This window comes from Salipiger pallidus, from assembly GCF_014643635.1.
GTDB classification, from domain to species: Bacteria; Pseudomonadota; Alphaproteobacteria; order Rhodobacterales; family Rhodobacteraceae; genus Salipiger; species Salipiger pallidus.
In genome coordinates, this window is record NZ_BMJV01000002.1 from 337,312 (window position 1) to 355,154 (window position 17,843).

Below are 17,843 nucleotides of genomic sequence, written 5' to 3' on the forward strand. Positions count from 1 at the left end.
ACGAGCACAACCCGGTCGGCGAAGGATTTGGATACTGCCGCCGAGACAGCTTCGAGCTCGGAGGCAAAGTTCAGTTTCAGCACGCGCTCCATGGGTTTGATCGCGACTGCGATGCGCTCGCCATCCGCCTTGGTGACGAGGAAGTCGAAGACATGTCGCGCGGGCGGCCGTCAGCGCCGACATAGGATATCGCCGGGGGCTGCTCCCGGATGTGATGCACGTCCTCGCGCACCAGCATCAGGCAGAGAAAGGCGTATTCGAGGGCGCTCTCGAAGTGGATGATGCGCGGGCGCTCGAAGCCGGGCAGCAGCGCGACCATGGAGCCGCGAAGGCTTCCCTTGGAACGGCGCGCAGGAACTCGGGTCGCGTGGCTCGGTTCCGGCCCGCGGTAGATCAGTTTTTTCTTCATGATGATTGGAGCGCACCTCACCTGGGCGCCGACCCATGTGGATCGGAGCAGGTGCGGGGCGACTTCCCCCTATGTTTGAGATGAGTTTGACCGTCCTGCCGAGAGACGCCCCGGCAGGTTGACTTTTCTTGAGACTCAGGGGATGAATAAGAGGTCGGGTCCAAACGACGCTTATTCAAAAGGCCTTCTTGCTTAGCGCGGGAAGGTCTTTTCTTTTCCCGGTGTCATGTTTGCTCGGTTGGACGTTCCTCCTCCGCTGGGTATCGGTCCGGGAAAAGCTCAGCCGGTGTCGTGCCGACCGCGTCGGCGAGGGCTTTCTCGATTTTCGAGGACCGACGCAGACCCTGGCTAACAAGCGTGACCGTCGAACGCAGAACTTCAAGCTCACGGGCGACCGAGGCGATGGACCTACCGCGCAATCGCAGCTCCATCTTCAGGCGCTCGTGAGCAGGATTCACCGTGTGGGACATCGATGCTGTAACCATGGTTGCTGGGACTTCGTGATCCGGAGAGAATCAGTGATTAACGAATCAGTCAAGAAGAACTGTTTGAAATCAGATGGTTAAAAAGTGGGGCGAAATTCGCGGCACTGCCACTTCGAGAATTTCACCGGAGTTTTTAGCCAAAGGAGGGCGCATGGCGAACGCTAGAAACTATCTGGCCATAGCTGGAGAGAACGTTTTCATTTTCGAGAATGGCCACGGAACAGGAGTGCATCATTCAGAATTGCTGAGCCTGATGGCTGAAAGCCGGTCTTTGGCGGAGGTTAAGACGAAATTCCGCGCTAGCCGTTCCAACCCGATCGAGACGCTTGAGCATTTCGGCTTTGACTTCGACATTCTGCTGCGCGAGCAGTTTCGGGAGGGTCATCGCGATACCACTCTCGCGAAACTTCACCGCGTCGACACGAAGTGGATAGCTGAAAAGAGACGTTCGCTCGGCTTCTCTCGTGAGCAGGGTCGCCCGCCTATTGATTTTACGCGAGATGAGATTTTGCGGGCCCGCGGTACCGCCGAAAGCATCGTGGGCGCCGCAGAGCAACTCGGTATCGACCGGAAGACCTTCAGTAAGCTGTACCTTAGTAAGCTGAGATCTAATGGCCCTGTCGAAACCGATCGCATGAAAAGCAGCCTTCCTTCCAACAAAACGTAATGGCATCAGAAGATCTCGGCTTGAGGTGCCTCGGCTCGCAAGTGCTGCCGTTCAAGCCGCGTGCGGCGAAGGTCGGGAAAGAGCCCTTTCCCGACTTTTGTGCGGCAAGATCGATTAGAGCGATCTCGGAAACAGCGTGCCGATCACCAACTTTGTAAAAATTGTCGGTTGAGGTACTCTTTGCGGGCTGGGGGCGGGGGTAAGGCGTATGGAATACTACGACATCGACGTTTACGAGCGGCGGGTGACGACGTCGTCGCCCGAGGCGCAGACCTGGTTCAATCGCGGGCTTGTCTGGACCAACGCATATTTCCACGACGAGGCGGTCGCCTGTTTCCGCCGCGCGCTCGAGGCCGATCCGACATGCGCGATGGCGCATTGGGGCGTCGCCTATGCCGCCGGGCCGAACTACAACATGCCCTGGGAGCGTCGAGACGAGAAGATGCGCGCCGCGACCGCCGATACGTGCCATTCCGCAACGCGATCCGCCCTGGCTCTGGTCAAGAACGTGACACCATTCGAGCGCGCGATGATCGAGGCACTGCCCTCGCGGTTTCCGCAGGACACACCGGAATCTCTCGAAGTGATGCGCGGTTGGAACGACGATTACGCTAACGCCATGCGGACGGTTTACGAGGCGTTTCCCGGCGATCTCGACGTTGCGTGCATCTTCGTCGAAGCCATCATGAACCGGACGCCGTGGAAGATGTGGGACCAGGCCACAGGTGATGTCGCCGAGGGAGCGGGGACGATAGAAGCGCAGGACGTCCTGGAACGGATGTTCGACCGGCACGAGGAGGCGTGGACGCATCCCGGCCTCCTCCACCTCTACGTCCACCTTATGGAAATGTCGCCGATACCCGAGAAGGCACTGAAAGCAGGCGATGCGTTGCGCGAACTCGTGCCCGATGCCGGCCACCTGATGCACATGCCGACCCATATCGACGTTCAGTGCGGGCACTACCGCGATGTCTTTCACTGGAACTGGAAGGCGACCCAGGTCGACCGGAAGGCGCTCGAAAACATGGGCGTCTACACGCTCTATACAGGCTACCGTATCCACAATTACCACTTCGCCGTCTACGGGGCGATGTTCCTCGGCCAGTATGAACCAGCGATGCGCGCGGCGCGTGAAATGGTGGCTGTCACGCCGGAAGAACTCCTTCGGGTCCAGTCCCCGCCCTTTGCGACCTTCTTCGAAAGCTATTTCGCCCTCTGGGTACACGTGATGGTTCGCTTCGGAAAATGGCGCGAGCTGATCGCCGAGCCCTTGCCAGAGGACCCGGCGCTCTGGGCCAACCTTACCGCGACCCTGCATTACGCAAAGGGCGTGGCCCATGCTGCGCTGGGTGAGGTGCCAGAAGCGGAAGCCGAGCGGGAAAGGTTCCTCGCCGCGCGCGACGCCATGCCCGAGGACCGCCGGTTGCACAATGTCCTCTGCCTCGAACAACTGGCGGTCGCCGAGGCGATGCTCGACGGAGAGATCGAGTATCGGAAGGGCAACTACGATGTCGCCTATCGTCGGTTGCGCGACGCGGTGGCCCTGGAGGACGCGCTTCCCTACGACGAGCCTTGGGGCTGGATGCAGCCGACGCGGCACGCGCTGGGGGCGCTTCTGCTGGAACAGGGTCACGTCGAGAAGGCCGAGGCGGCTTATCGTGAGGACCTGGGCCTCGGCGGCACCTTGACCCGCGCGCAGATCCATCCGGACAACGTCTGGAGCCTGAGAGGTCTCAACGACTGCATGAAGGCGCGTGGAGCGTCTGGGAGCGTGGAGGCACGGATCATCGCGCAGAAACTGGCGCTTGCCGAAGCCCGGGCCGACGGCAGGGTTGGTGCCTCCTGTTATTGCGCGCAGGCCGCTCAGTAGCTTCGTATAGGTTCGCTTGTCTCAATGGCGGCTCCGTCCGCACTGCCGACGCTCGCGCCAGTCGCAGGGAGTGACCGCTTCGGCGTAGAGCGCCCGGTCAGAGGCAACGCCTCTGACGAATAGGGCAGAGCCATGTGATACCGTCCAAACGCACCCGGAACCGTCATCCGCAGTGCCGAGACCTGGGCCGCTGCCCGACCATTCGGCCGCAGCGGCGGTTGGCTCCGGGGGAGACGGCCGACGCCGAACTAGGCCGAAGGTATGGCAGGGATCCAGTGCTCGGGGAGGCCGGCGCGAAGCGTGGGCCGAGTAGGGCGCCATGCGCACGGCGGAGACCGTGCGCGGAGGGGCCAACAATCTCTATTGCGAGGGATTTTGAATTTTCACCGTTCGCGTCGATACTTCTGGAATCGAAGCTAGGAAGAGGCAGAACACTGTGAACGACAACGAACAGAATAACGGCGAAGCGCCTAGCCGGTACGAGCTGAAGCCCTTGGTCGAAGTGAACGCCGCTGGCTACACCAAGATCATCTCCCGGGTCCTTCTCGGGGCCGGTGCCTTGGGCGTAGCCGGCAAGCTGGGAGAATTGGCTTTTCTGGGGCTCGGATCGGGAAACGGATGGACGATTTTCCTTGGGGTGATCCTCGGTGCAGCCGCCATTGGCATGTTCACCATCTCGGTCCCGGTCTTCATCTTCGCTTTTGCAGGGTGGATTGGCGAAGACCGGTTCCACGGCCGACAGGGGTTGAAAGACCCATATGGAGTGGTGTTCGCGATCGCGATGATACTGATCTTCGTGGCTCTCACGCAGATGCTCGTGCTGAGCGCGTAAACGAGGGGAGAGTTGGTCGCCAGCCTCGGCCGACGCCGCCCGTCAGGGCGACGGGCGGCCCGAAGGCCACCTCGCCGATCAGCCGTCGATCGGCGGCTGGTCGCCTTTCCACGGGTCGTTTGCGGGATAGTATGAAGTCCGACGCTAAGCCGACAGCGGTTGTTCGGACAGCGCGTAGCGAGCGGCTGCTTTGAGCCCCAGATTTACTGATGCTGCGACCCGTGTGAATGGCGGCTCCGATAGTCTTCCGCCGAAGAAAGCCAAGTTTACCGGTCACGATCCTCAATCCGAAACTGCGCCAACCCGTGAGCGATCAATCTGTCGAACAACTCCCGTGCGTCGATCCCGCTTGCAGCCATCACCTTCGCGATACATGCCGACATACGTGGATCCGCAACCGTTTTCCGTTCTTTGCATTCATAATCGCACTATCTGGCATCGAAGGCGGCGAGAGGCGGAACCGTTCCTCGTTTCCACGTCAGCACGATGGTCGCCGTGACCATGATCTGGACTGCTGCGAACGCCACCATCGCCGAGAGAAGGCCGACCATATCGGCCAATGCACCGCTGGCGATCACAGGAAGTGAGAACCCGAAGTACGCATAGACGAAAAGGCCCGCCGTCGCCCGCGCCCGGTCGTCCGGCGCACGCGATGAAACTTCCGCCAAAGAAGCTAGATAGGTGAAGCCGTAGCTGGCCGCACTGGTGATGCAGGTGCCGACGAGAACGAATGCCAGAACTTTTAGCCAGGCACCGGCCAGGAGGACGAGAAAGCCGAGCGGGATCAAAACGAACCCGAGGGCGAGGGCGCGGTCGTTGGTCATGCGCCGGGCAATCGGTTGGCAGAGAAACCCCACGAAGATCGCTAGGAAGATGACAAGGCCCGTCCACCCACCGAGGTCGTTCGCGGCAAGCTCCAGTGGAATGACAGCGATGGTCATCCCGGTCGTGGACCAAGCAAGCGCCATTGCGGCACCGAACATCCATGTGCCCGAAGGGAATACCGGCAGGCGCAGAAGGGACACGGGTCGAGGCTTGTCGATCCGCGGCAGTCCGAGGGCGATCGCGGCGAGGACCGGAGCCGCCACGAACAGGCCGATGTAGCTGGCAGGCAAGAGCGTCGGGCCCTGCACCCCGAGGCTGATACCAGTCGCCAGCGCGCCGCCGCCAAAGCCGAGCGACGTCGCAGAGGTAACGATCAGGGCGGCGTTCTTGGCGCGATCCGAGCCGAGGATTTCCGTCATGTAAGCCGTCCCCGCGGTCGTCGCCAGACCGGTTCCGATCCCGAGCAGGAAGCGCGCGACGACAAGACTTGTCCAGCTTGGCGCTTGCACGAGAAGCGCCGTAGCCACGGCACCTAGGATCAACGCCAACGCAATCGGAACCCGCCGCCCGATCCGGTCCGAAAGCCCACCGAGCAGCAACAGTGTCGGCATGAGACCCCCGACATAGGCCGCGAACGCGACCGTCACCGCCGTCGCCCCGACATCACTTTGCGCCGCATAAGCATCGTAGAGCGGAGCCTGAAGGTTCACCGCGAACGTCACCATGAAGAGACCAAGGGCGAGCAGTGAAACTGGGATCAGTTTGGGCATGGGACGCGGACCTCAAAAATTGACTTGAGATCGGAATGCCATGAGGCAATAAGCATGACAATTTTTCTATTGTACTAGATACAGTGAACCCATGAAGTAGGCTCGTTACCTACGCCTTGCCGATATGCTTTCGACGGCGATTCAACAGGGCAAGCTCGCTCCGGGCACGAAGCTGCCAACGCACCGCGCGTTTGCGGAACAGTTTAACGTAGCCCTTGCCACGGCGACTCGTGCCTACGGCGAGCTGGAGCGCAGGGGCTTGATTGTCGGCGAAGCCGGGCGCGGCACCTTTGTTCGCGACCTCGGATTACCCCCTATGCTGGGGGTCCGACAGACCGCCAGCGATGGCCTCATTGACCTGGTTTTCAACATGCCGGGGGGCGCGGCCGATGCGGATATGTTGCGGGCGGGCCTGCGGCGGCTTGCGGCGGCGGGCGACCTTGAGGCGATGCTACGCTACCAGCCTCACGGCGGGCGAACGCACGAACGACGGATCATTGCCGAAAGTCTTGCCTCGACCCTTGGTCCTATCGACCCCGAATGCCTTCTGGTCACGTCAGGCGACCAGCATGGGCTGGCGACCATCGTCCTTGGGCTCTTGCGACGAGGTGAGAGGATCGCAACCGACACCCTGACCTACCCTGGCTTCAAGTCCATCGCGGCGTTGCAGGGCCTTGATCTTGTTCCCGTCGAGGAGCGGCGCGGCGTAATGGACCCGGACGATCTGGAACGACAGTGTCGCGAACGTATGTTGAGGGCGGTCTATCTGATGCCAACCGTTCACAACCCCTTGGGTTCAGTCATGGATGAGGCAACACGCCTGCATCTGATCGAGGTCGCGCGCGCGCATGACTTGTTGCTGATCGAGGACGCGGCCTACGCGTTTCTTGAGCCGGTCCCTCCGCCAAGCTTTATCGCCCTCGCGCCGGAACGAACGATTCATGTAGGGAGCTTTTCCAAGAGCCTCGCAACAGGCTTGCGGCTGGGCTACTTGATCGCTCCGACGACCTACACAGACAGATTGCTTGAAGCGATCCGAGCGACAACCTGGAACGCCCCGGCGCTGATTTCCAGTCTGGTCACGAATTGGGTGGAGGACGGCACACTTGCCAGTTCCGAAGAGGCTCGGCGGCGAGACGGTGCAGAGCGCCAGCGACTTTGCCGGACAGTTTTTGATGGACGGTCTGTTCTTTCGCATCGCAACGCAGGTTTCGCCTGGTTGCCGCTCGAAAAGGGTGTTCGGGCAGAACCAATCGTTACACGTTTGAAAGAGCAAGGTATTTCCGCATCCGGTGCAGAACCTTTTGCAACGACGGTCGCAGTGCCACAGGCGCTTAGGCTTGCTTTTGGCGGTGTGCCGAAAAATGAGCTGGAGGAGGTCTTTCAAATAGTTCGCAAAGCTGTCGATGGGGCTTCTATGGCGTGAGAAAATTCCGAGAGCTGACATTCGCACGGCCGCAGCGAAAGCTCACTTTGTCCGCACTGTGGCCCTTCGAGTGCCTGCCGTCGAGAGTCCGCTCTGGAGGAACGTTGGGGGGCATGGGCGGAAGGCACGACTTTGGCACCGGCCCATGCTCCAAGCAGGGATGGGCCCTGAACTGCATTTTGACCTCCTCAAGAAGCTACCACTATGCCAAACCTGAGGCACCCGACGCTATGCCATCTTTTAGGAAACTCACAGTGGAACAGAGTTTATCTTGGCGAAACTGACGATAAATAACCTGCCGGACGAGCTTCACGACCGCCTCCGCGCTCAAGCTAGATCGAATAAGCGGAGCCTTGAAGACGAGGTGCGCTCGATCCTCACTCAGTCAGCCATCGCGTCGAGCGACGGCGGGTTCGGCGTTCGCATACGCAAACGCTATGGGGCCTACCTAGGGAACGACTTGTCGGTAGAAAGAGACCAGACGACGGGCCCCTCGGGCGTATTCGACTGAATTTACACGCCGTGAGCGTGATCTCGAAAGTGTTGCTGCAGTAGCCCAAAATCAAGAACTTTGTCTCGTTGGCCCAGCGTGATCTCAGGATAACACCCACATCCTACGTGACGATGAAGCCATCTACTTCTGTCCGATAGGGGATCGTTCAACGGACGTTTTTGATTTCGCCTCGCGCTCCTTCTGCTGTTGAGAAAACTATGTCTCGATAGGGTGGTACGATTTTTTTATCGCTGAAGGGGCCGCTTGCGTTACGCTTGACCCATGACAACCCTCCGTATTGGCTATGCCCGCTGCTCCACCGACGCTCAGGATCTCGCCGCGCAGCGCGCGGCGCTGGAAATTCTTGGCGTCGCCTCCGAGCGCATCTACACTGACCATGGGCTGACCGGCCGCAACCGCGACCGGCCCGGTCTTGCCCAGGCGCTGGCAGCCGTGCGGGCGGGCGACACACTTGTGGTGCCCAAGCTTGACCGGCTGGCCCGCTCGGTGCCGGACGCGCGCGACATCACCGACGGGTTAGCTGAGCGCGGGGTACGGCTCGCGCTAGGAAGCACGGTCTACGACCCCACCGATCCGATGGGACGGATGTTCTTCAACGTACTGGCGACCTTCGCCGAGTTCGAAGCCGACGTAATCCGGCTACGCACCCGCGAGGGCATGGCGGTGGCCCGCGCCAAAGGGAAGTTGAGGGGCAAGAAGCCAAAGCTTTCCGACCGGCAGGCAGCGGAGTTGACACGGATGCACGCAACTGGGGAGTATTCGGTGTCGGACTTGGCCGAGCTCTTCTCTGTGTCGCGGCCAACCGTCTATCGCACGTTGGCGCGGCAATGGCCGAAACGTTAATGGCCGACGGTCCATTCCAACCCGTTACAGCCAACCCTTCCAGCGACGGCACAAAGTCTACCGTGGGCAAGATGGGCGGAGAGCTGCCGTTCGCTGCGCCAGTTCCAAAAGCTATTCCAAAGTTATCAAAGCAGACTTTCATTGTGCCTCTAGAAACTTTAAGATCTTCGTCCGTCGCTCAGTAAGAAACGACACGTAACCTTTCAGAAGCGCGGCAGCGTTCGAGTTATTTTCAAAATCCGCACGTCCCGCTCCGACTTGCTTTAGGGTCTGCTCAACCGACGGAGGTCGACCGTCTATGGACATAAGGCGATGCGCGAGATCGATATCCATCGCCTGGACCAAATCGGGTGCGAGTGAAGAACGGCATTCAAAGTAGCAAATTCGCAGCGCTAGTTCTTTCAGTCGGTCATCTTCGAGGGACTGTGCGATTTCGCGCCGTTCGCTCCAAGGAGCGCAGTGGAACCGATCACACAGCGTGGCGTCGTTCCGACTTGAAAACTTGGTGTACAACATCTCTTCAACATGTGCTGGCTCAGGATACTGCGCACGGTTTTCTGAGAAGACTCGCCCGATTCGAGTTTTGAGCCCCTCGTCTTCCACAATTCGCACGGCCCGATCCTCTAGTACTTCGCATGAGGTGCCCACGAAAAATTCCTCAGCTGCTTCCCAAAGTGGCATCATTGTCGGACCTGCGTTCGATCGAACTCTCCGGATTGGGCGTGGAGGGCTCAACAACCAGCTTGCCAACTGTTTATCTGACATCGATGCGAGCTCTTCGATTGGCTTAACCAAGCTCAAGCAAAGCATGCCATTTGGTTGGTCGGGTTCATTTGCAACGAAAACTACAGGGGTGTGATATGCTCTGTTTCCATAAAACTCTGTAAGTACGAAGGGTTCGTCCGACGTGACAAAATCGACAACCGAAGCTTTGTTGGAGAAGCGCACAAACCTTCGCCAAAGATCCGGGCTCAGCTTCTTCACAAGGCGGCAGAGCTCAAGCGCTGTTTGCGTGTCGAACATTGCATCGTGTGACTTGAGCACTGCAATGCCGTTGGCCGCTGCAATATCATGCAAGCGGAAGCTTGGATCACCTGAGTCCTTGAGTGGCACGCGTAGCGCGTTGTCACCTGACGCCGAGCAGGCCAAAGCAAGTGACATCACGTCATTCCGACCGTTCCCATGAAGGCTCGTAAGGTAGGGAGGGTGCAATGTTCGATACAACGCATGGCGAAGAAACTCTTCGTCAAACCTTATGGAATTGTATCCTAAAAAAATGGCTGGGGACCAAGACACCAGACGCTCATTCAAATCCCGCATCATTTGATAATGGGTGGAAAGATGCTGGTCTGTCAGTGCTTCAATTGACAAACCGTTGGCAAGCATCGCCTGAACGTCCGGAACAACGTTCGGATCGATTCTTGATCTCAATTCGAACCGATCGGTTTCGTTGAGGTCACTGTCTGTTCTGACGGCTGCAAATTGAACGATCTGATCGAAACCAGCGTGCAAACCAGTAGTTTCAGTGTCAAAAAATATGAACGACAAGTAGCCACCAAAATCACATGAGGCTGGCCAGCCGGTATTTCATTGCAGACACGCTGACCCGAAACTTCTTGGCGAGCTTCTCGACCTTGGCCTCATCATCCAAATCCAAGCCCTCTTCACCACAAGCGTCCAGCAGAAGTTGGTGAGGCATCAGAAGTTCCGAAGCGAATGTATTCGCTTCGACCTCCAAAGGGTCTGTGCCTTGCGAGGATACTCGATCGCGCCTCAATGCTCGCAATCCCTTGGAAAGGTGAACTTCGCCATGCAGTCTTTCCTCATGCAGTACGTGATGAGCCAGCTCATGCGCTGCCGAAAACCTTTGTCGATTGGGATGGTGTAATGCGTTTACCCCGATCATCGAAACACCGTCTTGGCTGTAGGCCATACCCGATAAGTCCTCATCGAGAGGCGCATAATCAAGCACTATATTCCGGCTCTTGATAATGCGCTCTACAGGAACTGGCGCTCGTTGAATATTGTGCTCTTCAAGGATTCTGCGCGCCGCCTTGATAGCACGCTCTTTGTCCGCAATCATCGTCCGGTACTCTGCTTCGCGCCCTGTTTCAAAGCGTTGCGGATGAGTTGCTCTACACCTGCCTTGCTGGCTTCAGACAGTTTTTCGCTAGTACGCATCTGCGGTTCTTCCTCCCTATCCTGACTAATACTCAGAGGAGGTAGCAGGTCAGACAACGAAGATACTTCCAGTGCGTTGGCTATCGAATAAAGGTGATGAAGGCCAACATTCTGCTGACCACGCTCAATGTTCGCAATCGACGCACGCGAGAGCCCCGTTTTCTGAGCGAGCTCCAATTGGGTCATGTTGTCTCGCTGCTTCCTTCGGGTCGCCACTGCGCGACCGAACGCCCTGTGTATCAGTTCTCTTGACATGGCTCCCGTTACCATTTTCGACATTGGTGTGTCAATATCTCAAACATAGTGTTTGTATTGCAAGCACTCAAATCTACAGTTGTGCTTGTATTGACAACACTAAGCTGGCCATCCATCCTAAGCAGGACCAACAAGAATCGGGCGCTGACAAAGAAAGGGGCAGCTAATGGCAAACCAGGGAGAAGGTGGGGGCGGATACCGTAGCGCGAAGTCGGGTCGCTACGTCACGAAAGCATACGGGAAGTCGCATCCACGGACGACCGTTCTAGAGGCGCCCGGAAAGAGTGGGTCCACGGGCGGGAGCTACCGAAGCGCTGCAAGTGGTCGTTTTGTGACGGCAAAGTACGGGAAGGCCAACCCGAAAACTACTGTGCGTGAGAGGTAGCAATCTCGCCTTGCAAACCTCCTCGAGGGGTGCGTGGGCAGAAGCGCATAAAAGAGAAAAACGCGTGAAGTAGGGAATTACGCAGATGCTAGAATTCAAACGCAATGGGCGCAAAATGTCGAGCCAACAGTTCTTTGACGGCATCAAGAAGGATATGCTTGCCAACGCCGAAGGCGAGGTGGAGCGACGCCTGCGAACCCTTCGTGATCCCGAAACAGGGCAACCAGTTAAGGTCACCAAGCAGGTTCGAAATGGCAAAGCGACTTGGAATGTCGAAGGTTCGCCGAAAGCCATCGCAGAAGCAAAGAAAATCATGGGCATAAGCTGAGGCCAAGCCCTGCGATCGGGCGGTGTTGGTGTATGTTTCCAGAAGAGAAGTTGAGGTCAAATGAGCATTTCCGACGATTTCAAAGCGTTTTTGGAAAACATCAAAGTCGATAACGCAGAAACTATTTCGCTACGGTACGGCGAGGTTACAGCTGCCCTTAACAAGCAGTTCCGAGATACCGAATCCAAGACAGCAAACAGCCTTCAAGTTGGGTCCTACGGACGGTGGACTGCCATCAAGGGCGTGTCTGATTTGGACATGATTTACATCATGCCCGCCGGAAAATGGGACGACTATAAGAGCTGTGGTCAGGCCAAGCTGCTCCAAGACACCAAAGAAGCTATCAAACGTCGCTATCCGTCTACGACGGTACGTGTGGACCGTTTGGTTGTTCGCGTCCTTTACAAGGACTTCCACATAGAAGTGATGCCAGCGTTCAAACAGGATGATGGTAGTTACAAATACCCGGATACCGCGAATGGCGGATCGTGGAAGATCACTAAGCCGCAGGCCGAAATTGATGAAATGCGCGAGGCCAACAAGCGCAAGAACCGCAATCTTCGTCGACTTTGTAAAATGGCGAGGGCGTGGAAGAACAAACACGGTGTCGCCATGGGCGGGCTGTTGATCGATACCTTGGCGTATAATTTCCTAGAATCGACAAAGGAATATGACGATCGAAGCTATTACTATTATGACTGGATGTGCCGGGATTTTTTCAAGTTTCTGGCCGATCAATCGAAGCAATCCGAATATGCCGCATTGGGTAGTCGGCAACGAGTGCGGGTCAAGAAGCGCTTCGAGACGAAGGCCAAGAAGGCCTACGACTTGTGCGTCAAGGCAATCGAGGCCAGCGGTCAAAAGAATGAGCGCCAAAAGTGGCGTGACGTGTTCGGCAATGCCTATCCAGCACCTGTGACGAAGAGCGCAGCGGGAGAGTCCGCAGCGTATTCCCATGTCTTTCGAGACACTGAACAGTTTGTTGAAGACAGGTTCCGTGTCGATATTCGCCATCATCTTCGCATCAACTGCGAAGTTACGCAGGATGGGTTCCGCCCTACGATGCTCCGTGAGCTACTAGAAGGGTACGGCATACTCCGACCGCAGAAAGAACTTCGGTTCTTTCTTTCCGACACATCGGACCTGCCAGATGATATTGAGCTGTACTGGAAAGTCCTGAACCGAGGTGACGAAGCCGAGCGCCGCGATATGATCCGGGGTCAGATCGTACGCGACGACGGACGCGGCGAGCGTCGCGAAACGACAAATTTCCGGGGCGATCACCTCGTCGAGTGCTACGCCGTCAGCCGTGGCGTTGTCATAGCAAGGGACATGATTCGTGTACCGATCCGTGTGCGAGACGCCGAGGACGAAGACTATGCAGCCTAACTACGATATCGCATTTGAAGACCAAGTCAGGGAATGCTTCGGACGTGTGGTCTATACCCACAAGACCCATGAACGTATGGCCGATCGTTGCGCGGCTACTTTGCGCAGATACAAGATGGCCCAAATCGCGCTCTCAGCGCTTACCAGCGCCGGCGCAGTCGGGGTCATAGCAATTGACCAGAAATGGGTAGAGATCGCGACCGTCGTGGTCTCTTTCCTGACGCTGTTCGTAGCCGCTTACCTAAAAAACTTCGACCCAGGCGCCATCGCCCAAAAGCACCGCGACGCAGCTGCAAAGCTCTGGAACGTCCGCGAGTGCTATCTTTCGCTTCTAACGGACCTCGTTAGACTTGAGCATGAAGCGGCAGTCGAGCGCCGTGATGAACTTCAGGCGGCTCTCGCAGCCCTTTATGCAAGCGCACCACAGACTGACGGTAAGGCATACCGGGAAGCGCAACACCGACTGAAAAAGCTGGAAGATATGACCTTTTCCGACGATGAAATCGACTGCTTTCTTCCTTTCTCCCTAAAACGGTCAGGCGGACGTCCCAAGCCAATCGAAATTCGTCCGGGCGAAGGCAAAAGCTAAGTCATGGCGAAGAACATCTGCATATTCTCGGACGGAACCGGCCAGATGGGTGGCGCTAGGCCGGACCAACGGCTTTCGAATGTTTACAAAATGTATCGTGCCATGCGGTCGGGTCCAGATTCACCAATTAGCCCGAAGGACCAGGTAGCCTTTTACGACCCCGGCCTGGGAACGGGAGAACGGGGCGGATTTTTCGGTCGGATCAAGCCGATTCTTGAAAGCGCCGTCGGAACTGGCATCGACCACAACATCATCGATTGCTACGAGCAGATCATTGCCCATTACGAGCCCGGTGATCGCGTGCTGCTGTTTGGGTTCTCTCGCGGAGCCTATACGGTCAGAGCACTGGCAAACGTTATGAACCTCTGCGGTGTCCCGACGCAGATGCCGGATGGTTCTCCGGTGCCGCGTCATGGTCCCGGCCTGCGCAAGATCGCCAAAGATGCTGTGAAATTTGTCTATAATCACGGCGCTGGAAAACCCCGCGGACAAAATCCATACTTCAAGAACCGTGAAGAGCTCGGCAAGCGGTTTCGCAAGAAGTATTCAAGCCTTCCTCTCGTAGGCGAAGACAATCAGGGAAACGTTCAGCCAACATTCATTGGGGTCTTTGATACCGTGGCATCACTGCGAACGGCTGTTGTCCGCACCTTGGTCTGGGGCGTCACGTTAGGGGTTGGGTCGGCTTTTGCCGCAGGCGTCGCATTCGGTTGGTCTTGGCTTTTGGTTGTTCCACTCGGCGTACTACTAGCTGCGCTTCTTTGGCAGCTTGGTTCCCTTTTGCTCGACAACTTCAAGTATTTCTCGGACGATCCCAACCGCAAACTGAAGCTCTGGCGCCCAACAGATTGGCCGCATATGCTCAAAACGGGTCACTTTGCGGCGTGGAACAAGCGCAACTACGACAAGTGGTTGGATCCCGATGTCCAACACGCCCGTCACGCCATGGCGATCGACGAGGACCGTGCTGACTTTCCAAGGGTCGGATGGGCATCCAAGGCGGCTGCGATTGAGACCAAGGATCGAGAGCCGAAGTGGCTGAAGCAGGTCTGGTTCCCGGGCTGCCATAGCGACATTGGCGGAAGCTATCCCGAGGCGGAGTCCCGCCTGAGCGATATCGCCCTCGATTGGATGGTCGACGAATTGAAAGACTGCGTGCCGTCGATACAGATCAACGAGAACGTCTTGAACCGCGCCCCTGACCCTCTTGGTTTGCAGCACCGCGAAGACGCGATGGTAGCATTTGGACCCCTCCGGATCCGCTGGAAGAAGGGAGTTCGCGCAGTTGGCGATGATTTCCCTCTCCATCCCTCCGTCAAAGAACGTATGCATGCAACGGCGGTCGCACAATGCGGAGAGGTCAAACCATATCGACCGAAGCAACTGAGAAATCGAAAAGATCTTGAATGCTTTTATGATCGGTAGATGACGACGGCTTGGTGCCGCAGCTATTCTACCAGCTAGAGTGCTGTACACGTGGCGTATGTCAGCTTTGTGGACTGCAAATGGAGCAATCACATCGCAAGCTGATCGGCAGGTAATGGGATAAACCGACCATCTGCTGCGCCTGGTTCGAATGGCCGCATGGGCCGTCCATGCCCCGCGGCAGGCTCACCTGGACGAGGAGCCTGCCGCGTTGCCGCTTGGCCGCTTGAAGCCCAAATTGCAGTCATTCGTGCCGCCGTTAAGAGAGGGAAGTGCAGGCCTCGACGATTACATCCAACACTTTCTCCATCTTCTCGAAGGGGTAGTCATCAACACGGGTTGTTCGGAGGAACTCGTCTTGCTGCGCGCTCTTCTCGCCAGAGGTTTGGTCTATCGAGCCCTGATACGCTCCCGCGCGCTTTTCGTAGTTACTCCACCTGATACGACATCGCTGCGGGAGCTTCAGGTAGCACTCGATAGCGGCGGCTTTGCCGTTGATGTCAGCAAGATGCTCGCCATTGGGTCCAATTGTCGGGAAGCTCCTAAACTCTTCCAGGTCGGGCAGTTTGATCGCGTTGATGCCTGAAAGCTCTTCAAGCTGCGCGAGCGATGCGACGCCAACCGTGTCGTTGTCGAAGATGGCCAACACACCATCGGCTTTCCCAATGCTTCTCAGCCCCCTCATGAAGTTCATCAGTTGGCCGTGGCCGCCGAACGGATAGTTGTCCTCCATGTCAATGAACCGGAAGAAATCGGCGATCTCAGGGCGCAGGATAGCGAAGGCGTGCTGGATCACCTTAGTGTCGCTGGTGCCTTCGGTCACTAGAAGCAAGCCTTCATCATCTACTCCGACCGAGAAGTCCTCACGTTCGAAGTAGCCGCTTTCAACGACGTCCATAAAGTCCCACTGGACAATGAGATCAAGATTTGCGGGGCGTTCTGCGAGCATCCGCAGAATGTCGTAGGGCATCAGTCGATCAAGAAGCGTGCTGAGATCCCATCCCGGTGCTCGACCATAATGATCGGTCAGCGGTTCCTCCAGTCGCTTCTGATACTCAGCAGGAAGAAGGCCCCCGTGATTATCTCGGGTGCCTTCTTTGAGGGAGGCCAGATCGACGTTGCGGACAAGCTCCAGAGCTTCTTTGAAGGGCACGTCATGCGGTTCGTCGTATGTTACGTATGGGTTGTTGAACCGCCGTTCGATAGCTGGGAGCGTCGATCCGAGGAGCTCTAGGCGTGGAAAGATCGAGCGTAAGGTCGCCTGAAAAACTTCTACTGGCTTTAGGTCGAAGTCCCTTTCGACAAAAACACTGTCAGACGGCAAGTAAATCGAATGGTGCCTCGTAGTCGTAAAGTTCCCACTGGACTCAAGATGGAAATTTCCGATGCGGAAGTCTGAGTAGGTCCCCAACGCTGATCCTCGCTGCCTGCAAGCCGGTAGTTTCGCTTTTGGTAGTTTGCGTTAAGTCGAACGTCGAGCCAATTGCACAGGTGCGCCTACACCAATGCGACGCTAGTCAATCTTCACCGTCGGCTGCACGACTCCATTCTAGTCCTGTTCAGGCTGAAGGGGCAACGACAGCTCTGTCCGCACCGCGGACCTTGGGGCCTTGGACTATGCTGCGCGGTGTCACTGATGGCCGGTTTGGGGAAGTCGCGCCGCGGCGTTGGTGGCCCAGGCGAACGGCAGGTTTGGGCCGTGAGTGTCAGGCAGCGGGAGGCGGGAGGGACCATGCGGTTTGTCCGGTTCAGCAGTTTTGCCAGGGCATCTCGCGATTACGGTCAGTTGACCCGCTGCGCACAAACAAAGTCGGCGCGTGTTACGATGTCGGTGCGCGGCAGCTCCGTGATCTCGTAACCGAGCGCGGTGTAGGTCTCGCGCATGACGGCGCAGGTCGCTTCGGCCTCGGTGCGGGTCTGCGTGCGTTCGGTGTCCTGCGCAAAGATCTCGTCCCAGTAGGGTGTCAGGAAGACGCGGGCGTTGTAACGGGCTGCCTTGGCCGTAGCGGCGACGTGGGGCGGCACGGGGAGGCCGCAGAGGGTCAGGTAGCCCAGAATGTCGGGAATGCCTCGGTCGAAGATCACGGGGCCTGAGAGGGCCTGAGCGTCCTCGTAGGCGCGGAGGTCGCGTTCAAGCATCCGTTCGGCATAGGCCATGCGGTCCGCCCAGGGGAGGGCGTCTCCGCCGCTCTGCATCTCCTCGCGAATGATCGCGCGGCCGGATTCGGGGATCGTATGATAGCCGCGGCGGGCGAGCTCGGTGATCAGGCTGGTCTTGCCCGCACCGGGGCCGCCCGTCACGACGAAGAAATGGTCGTTCATGGGCCATCCTCGGTTTTGACAGAGGGGAGGGCTGAGCAGCGATCGACACGCCGAAATGCGCGGATCAAGGCAGCATGGATTTTCGCAGGGAAAACAGCACCCGTCTGCGCGGCAGAGGCAAATCCTCTGACGAAAAAGGCAGAACTATCTGGTGCTTTTCAGGAAAGTTTGGTGGAGCCTAGGGGGATCGAACCCCTGACCTCTTGCATGCCATGCAAGCGCTCTCCCAGCTGAGCTAAGGCCCCAAACCGTTGCCGTTTCCGGCGTCGTGCGGCGGATTTACGGAAAGCCGCGGGCGGGTTCAAGGGGAAAATCACCGCCCGCGGAA

Annotated in this window: 18 protein-coding genes, 1 tRNA gene and 1 pseudogene; 11 read left to right on the forward strand and 9 right to left on the reverse strand. The window is 57.7% G+C overall.

Translation table 11 applies throughout. The annotated features are described in order from the left end of the window. Positions 1-76 precede the first annotated feature (76 nt). Positions 77-409: a PDDEXK family nuclease gene (locus tag IEX41_RS21465; protein WP_229672993.1), complete on the reverse strand. Its 333-nt coding sequence runs from the start codon at positions 407-409 to the stop codon at positions 77-79. 224 nt (positions 410-633) lie between these two features. After that, entirely contained in the window at positions 634-894 is a 261-nt protein-coding gene (locus IEX41_RS07345; RefSeq protein WP_108027654.1) for a helix-turn-helix domain-containing protein, read from the reverse strand. 151 nt (positions 895-1,045) lie between these two features. Here IEX41_RS07345 and IEX41_RS07350 point away from each other — a divergent pair, with 151 nt between their 5' ends. The 3 genes from IEX41_RS07350 to IEX41_RS07360 all read left to right on the forward strand — a co-directional run bounded on the left by IEX41_RS07350 (position 1,046) and on the right by IEX41_RS07360 (position 4,263). Beyond that, positions 1,046-1,561 (forward strand): hypothetical protein, encoded by a 516-nt coding sequence (locus IEX41_RS07350; RefSeq protein WP_188789579.1) that lies wholly within the window; start codon positions 1,046-1,048, stop codon positions 1,559-1,561. Between the two features lie 208 nt (positions 1,562-1,769). Next, the gene (locus IEX41_RS07355; protein WP_188789580.1) at positions 1,770-3,431 is read left to right on the forward strand and encodes a tetratricopeptide repeat protein; all 1,662 of its coding nucleotides are present in this window, start codon (positions 1,770-1,772) and stop codon (positions 3,429-3,431) included. Positions 3,432-3,867: 436 nt separating this feature from the next. Continuing rightward, a complete protein-coding gene (locus tag IEX41_RS07360) occupies positions 3,868-4,263 on the forward strand; it encodes a hypothetical protein (protein ID WP_188789581.1) in 396 nt (131 codons plus the stop codon). Between the two features lie 428 nt (positions 4,264-4,691). Here IEX41_RS07360 and IEX41_RS07365 read toward each other — a convergent pair whose 3' ends face one another. After that, positions 4,692-5,858 (reverse strand): MFS transporter, encoded by a 1,167-nt coding sequence (locus IEX41_RS07365; protein ID WP_188789582.1) that lies wholly within the window; start codon positions 5,856-5,858, stop codon positions 4,692-4,694. 118 nt (positions 5,859-5,976) lie between these two features. Here IEX41_RS07365 and IEX41_RS21685 point away from each other — a divergent pair. The 4 genes and pseudogenes from IEX41_RS21685 to IEX41_RS07380 all read left to right on the forward strand — a co-directional run. Next, positions 5,977-6,141: pseudogene (locus IEX41_RS21685) on the forward strand (GntR family transcriptional regulator); the annotation flags it as partial. A 114-nt stretch (positions 6,142-6,255) separates the two neighbouring features. Continuing rightward, complete coding sequence (locus IEX41_RS07370; protein ID WP_277874167.1) at positions 6,256-7,284, forward strand: aminotransferase-like domain-containing protein; 1,029 nt, start codon at positions 6,256-6,258, stop codon at positions 7,282-7,284. A 271-nt stretch (positions 7,285-7,555) separates the two neighbouring features. Continuing rightward, a complete protein-coding gene (locus IEX41_RS21860) occupies positions 7,556-7,795 on the forward strand; it encodes a FitA-like ribbon-helix-helix domain-containing protein (RefSeq protein ID WP_188789583.1) in 240 nt (79 codons plus the stop codon). A gap of 264 nt (positions 7,796-8,059) precedes the next feature. Beyond that, positions 8,060-8,641 (forward strand): recombinase family protein, encoded by a 582-nt coding sequence (locus IEX41_RS07380; RefSeq protein WP_188789584.1) that lies wholly within the window; start codon positions 8,060-8,062, stop codon positions 8,639-8,641. 138 nt (positions 8,642-8,779) lie between these two features. Here the strand turns inward: IEX41_RS07380 and IEX41_RS07385 are convergent, their stop codons facing one another. The 3 genes from IEX41_RS07385 to IEX41_RS07395 are packed head-to-tail and all read right to left on the reverse strand — an operon-like array spanning position 8,780 to position 11,101. After that, complete coding sequence (locus IEX41_RS07385) at positions 8,780-10,189, reverse strand: exonuclease domain-containing protein (RefSeq protein ID WP_188789585.1); 1,410 nt, start codon at positions 10,187-10,189, stop codon at positions 8,780-8,782. A 13-nt stretch (positions 10,190-10,202) separates the two neighbouring features. Beyond that, positions 10,203-10,724 (reverse strand): ImmA/IrrE family metallo-endopeptidase, encoded by a 522-nt coding sequence (locus IEX41_RS07390; RefSeq protein WP_188789586.1) that lies wholly within the window; start codon positions 10,722-10,724, stop codon positions 10,203-10,205. Next, complete coding sequence (locus tag IEX41_RS07395; RefSeq protein WP_308421497.1) at positions 10,721-11,101, reverse strand: helix-turn-helix domain-containing protein; 381 nt, start codon at positions 11,099-11,101, stop codon at positions 10,721-10,723. Before IEX41_RS07395 ends, IEX41_RS07390 begins: the two co-directional genes overlap by 4 nt. A 446-nt stretch (positions 11,102-11,547) precedes the next feature. Between IEX41_RS07395 and IEX41_RS07400 the strand changes: the two genes are divergently transcribed. Genes IEX41_RS07400 through IEX41_RS07415 form a run of 4 tightly spaced genes read left to right on the forward strand, consistent with a single transcriptional unit; the run spans position 11,548 to position 15,193 of the window. Further along, positions 11,548-11,790: an iron-sulfur cluster assembly protein gene (locus IEX41_RS07400; protein WP_188789588.1), complete on the forward strand. Its 243-nt coding sequence runs from the start codon at positions 11,548-11,550 to the stop codon at positions 11,788-11,790. Between the two features lie 60 nt (positions 11,791-11,850). Continuing rightward, complete coding sequence (locus IEX41_RS07405) at positions 11,851-13,179, forward strand: SMODS domain-containing nucleotidyltransferase (protein ID WP_188789589.1); 1,329 nt, start codon at positions 11,851-11,853, stop codon at positions 13,177-13,179. Beyond that, the gene (locus tag IEX41_RS07410; RefSeq protein WP_188789590.1) at positions 13,169-13,768 is read left to right on the forward strand and encodes an SLATT domain-containing protein; all 600 of its coding nucleotides are present in this window, start codon (positions 13,169-13,171) and stop codon (positions 13,766-13,768) included. The genes IEX41_RS07405 and IEX41_RS07410 overlap by 11 nt, the downstream gene beginning before the upstream one ends. 3 nt (positions 13,769-13,771) lie before the next feature. Then, entirely contained in the window at positions 13,772-15,193 is a 1,422-nt protein-coding gene (locus IEX41_RS07415; protein WP_188789591.1) for a phospholipase effector Tle1 domain-containing protein, read from the forward strand. Positions 15,194-15,452: 259 nt separating this feature from the next. On the opposite strand, the gene IEX41_RS07420 is transcribed toward IEX41_RS07415, so the two are convergent. The 3 genes from IEX41_RS07420 to IEX41_RS07430 form a co-directional block, all read right to left on the reverse strand. Continuing rightward, positions 15,453-16,604 carry a HEPN/Toprim-associated domain-containing protein gene (locus tag IEX41_RS07420; protein ID WP_188789592.1) on the reverse strand — a complete coding sequence of 384 codons (1,152 nt, stop codon included), beginning with the start codon at positions 16,602-16,604 and terminating at the stop codon, positions 15,453-15,455. A gap of 371 nt (positions 16,605-16,975) precedes the next feature. After that, positions 16,976-17,515, reverse strand: coding sequence for an AAA family ATPase (locus tag IEX41_RS07425; RefSeq protein ID WP_188789593.1), 540 nt, complete (start codon positions 17,513-17,515; stop codon positions 16,976-16,978). A 169-nt stretch (positions 17,516-17,684) separates the two neighbouring features. After that, positions 17,685-17,760 (reverse strand) — tRNA-Ala (locus IEX41_RS07430). Between the last annotated feature and the right edge of the window lie 83 nt (positions 17,761-17,843).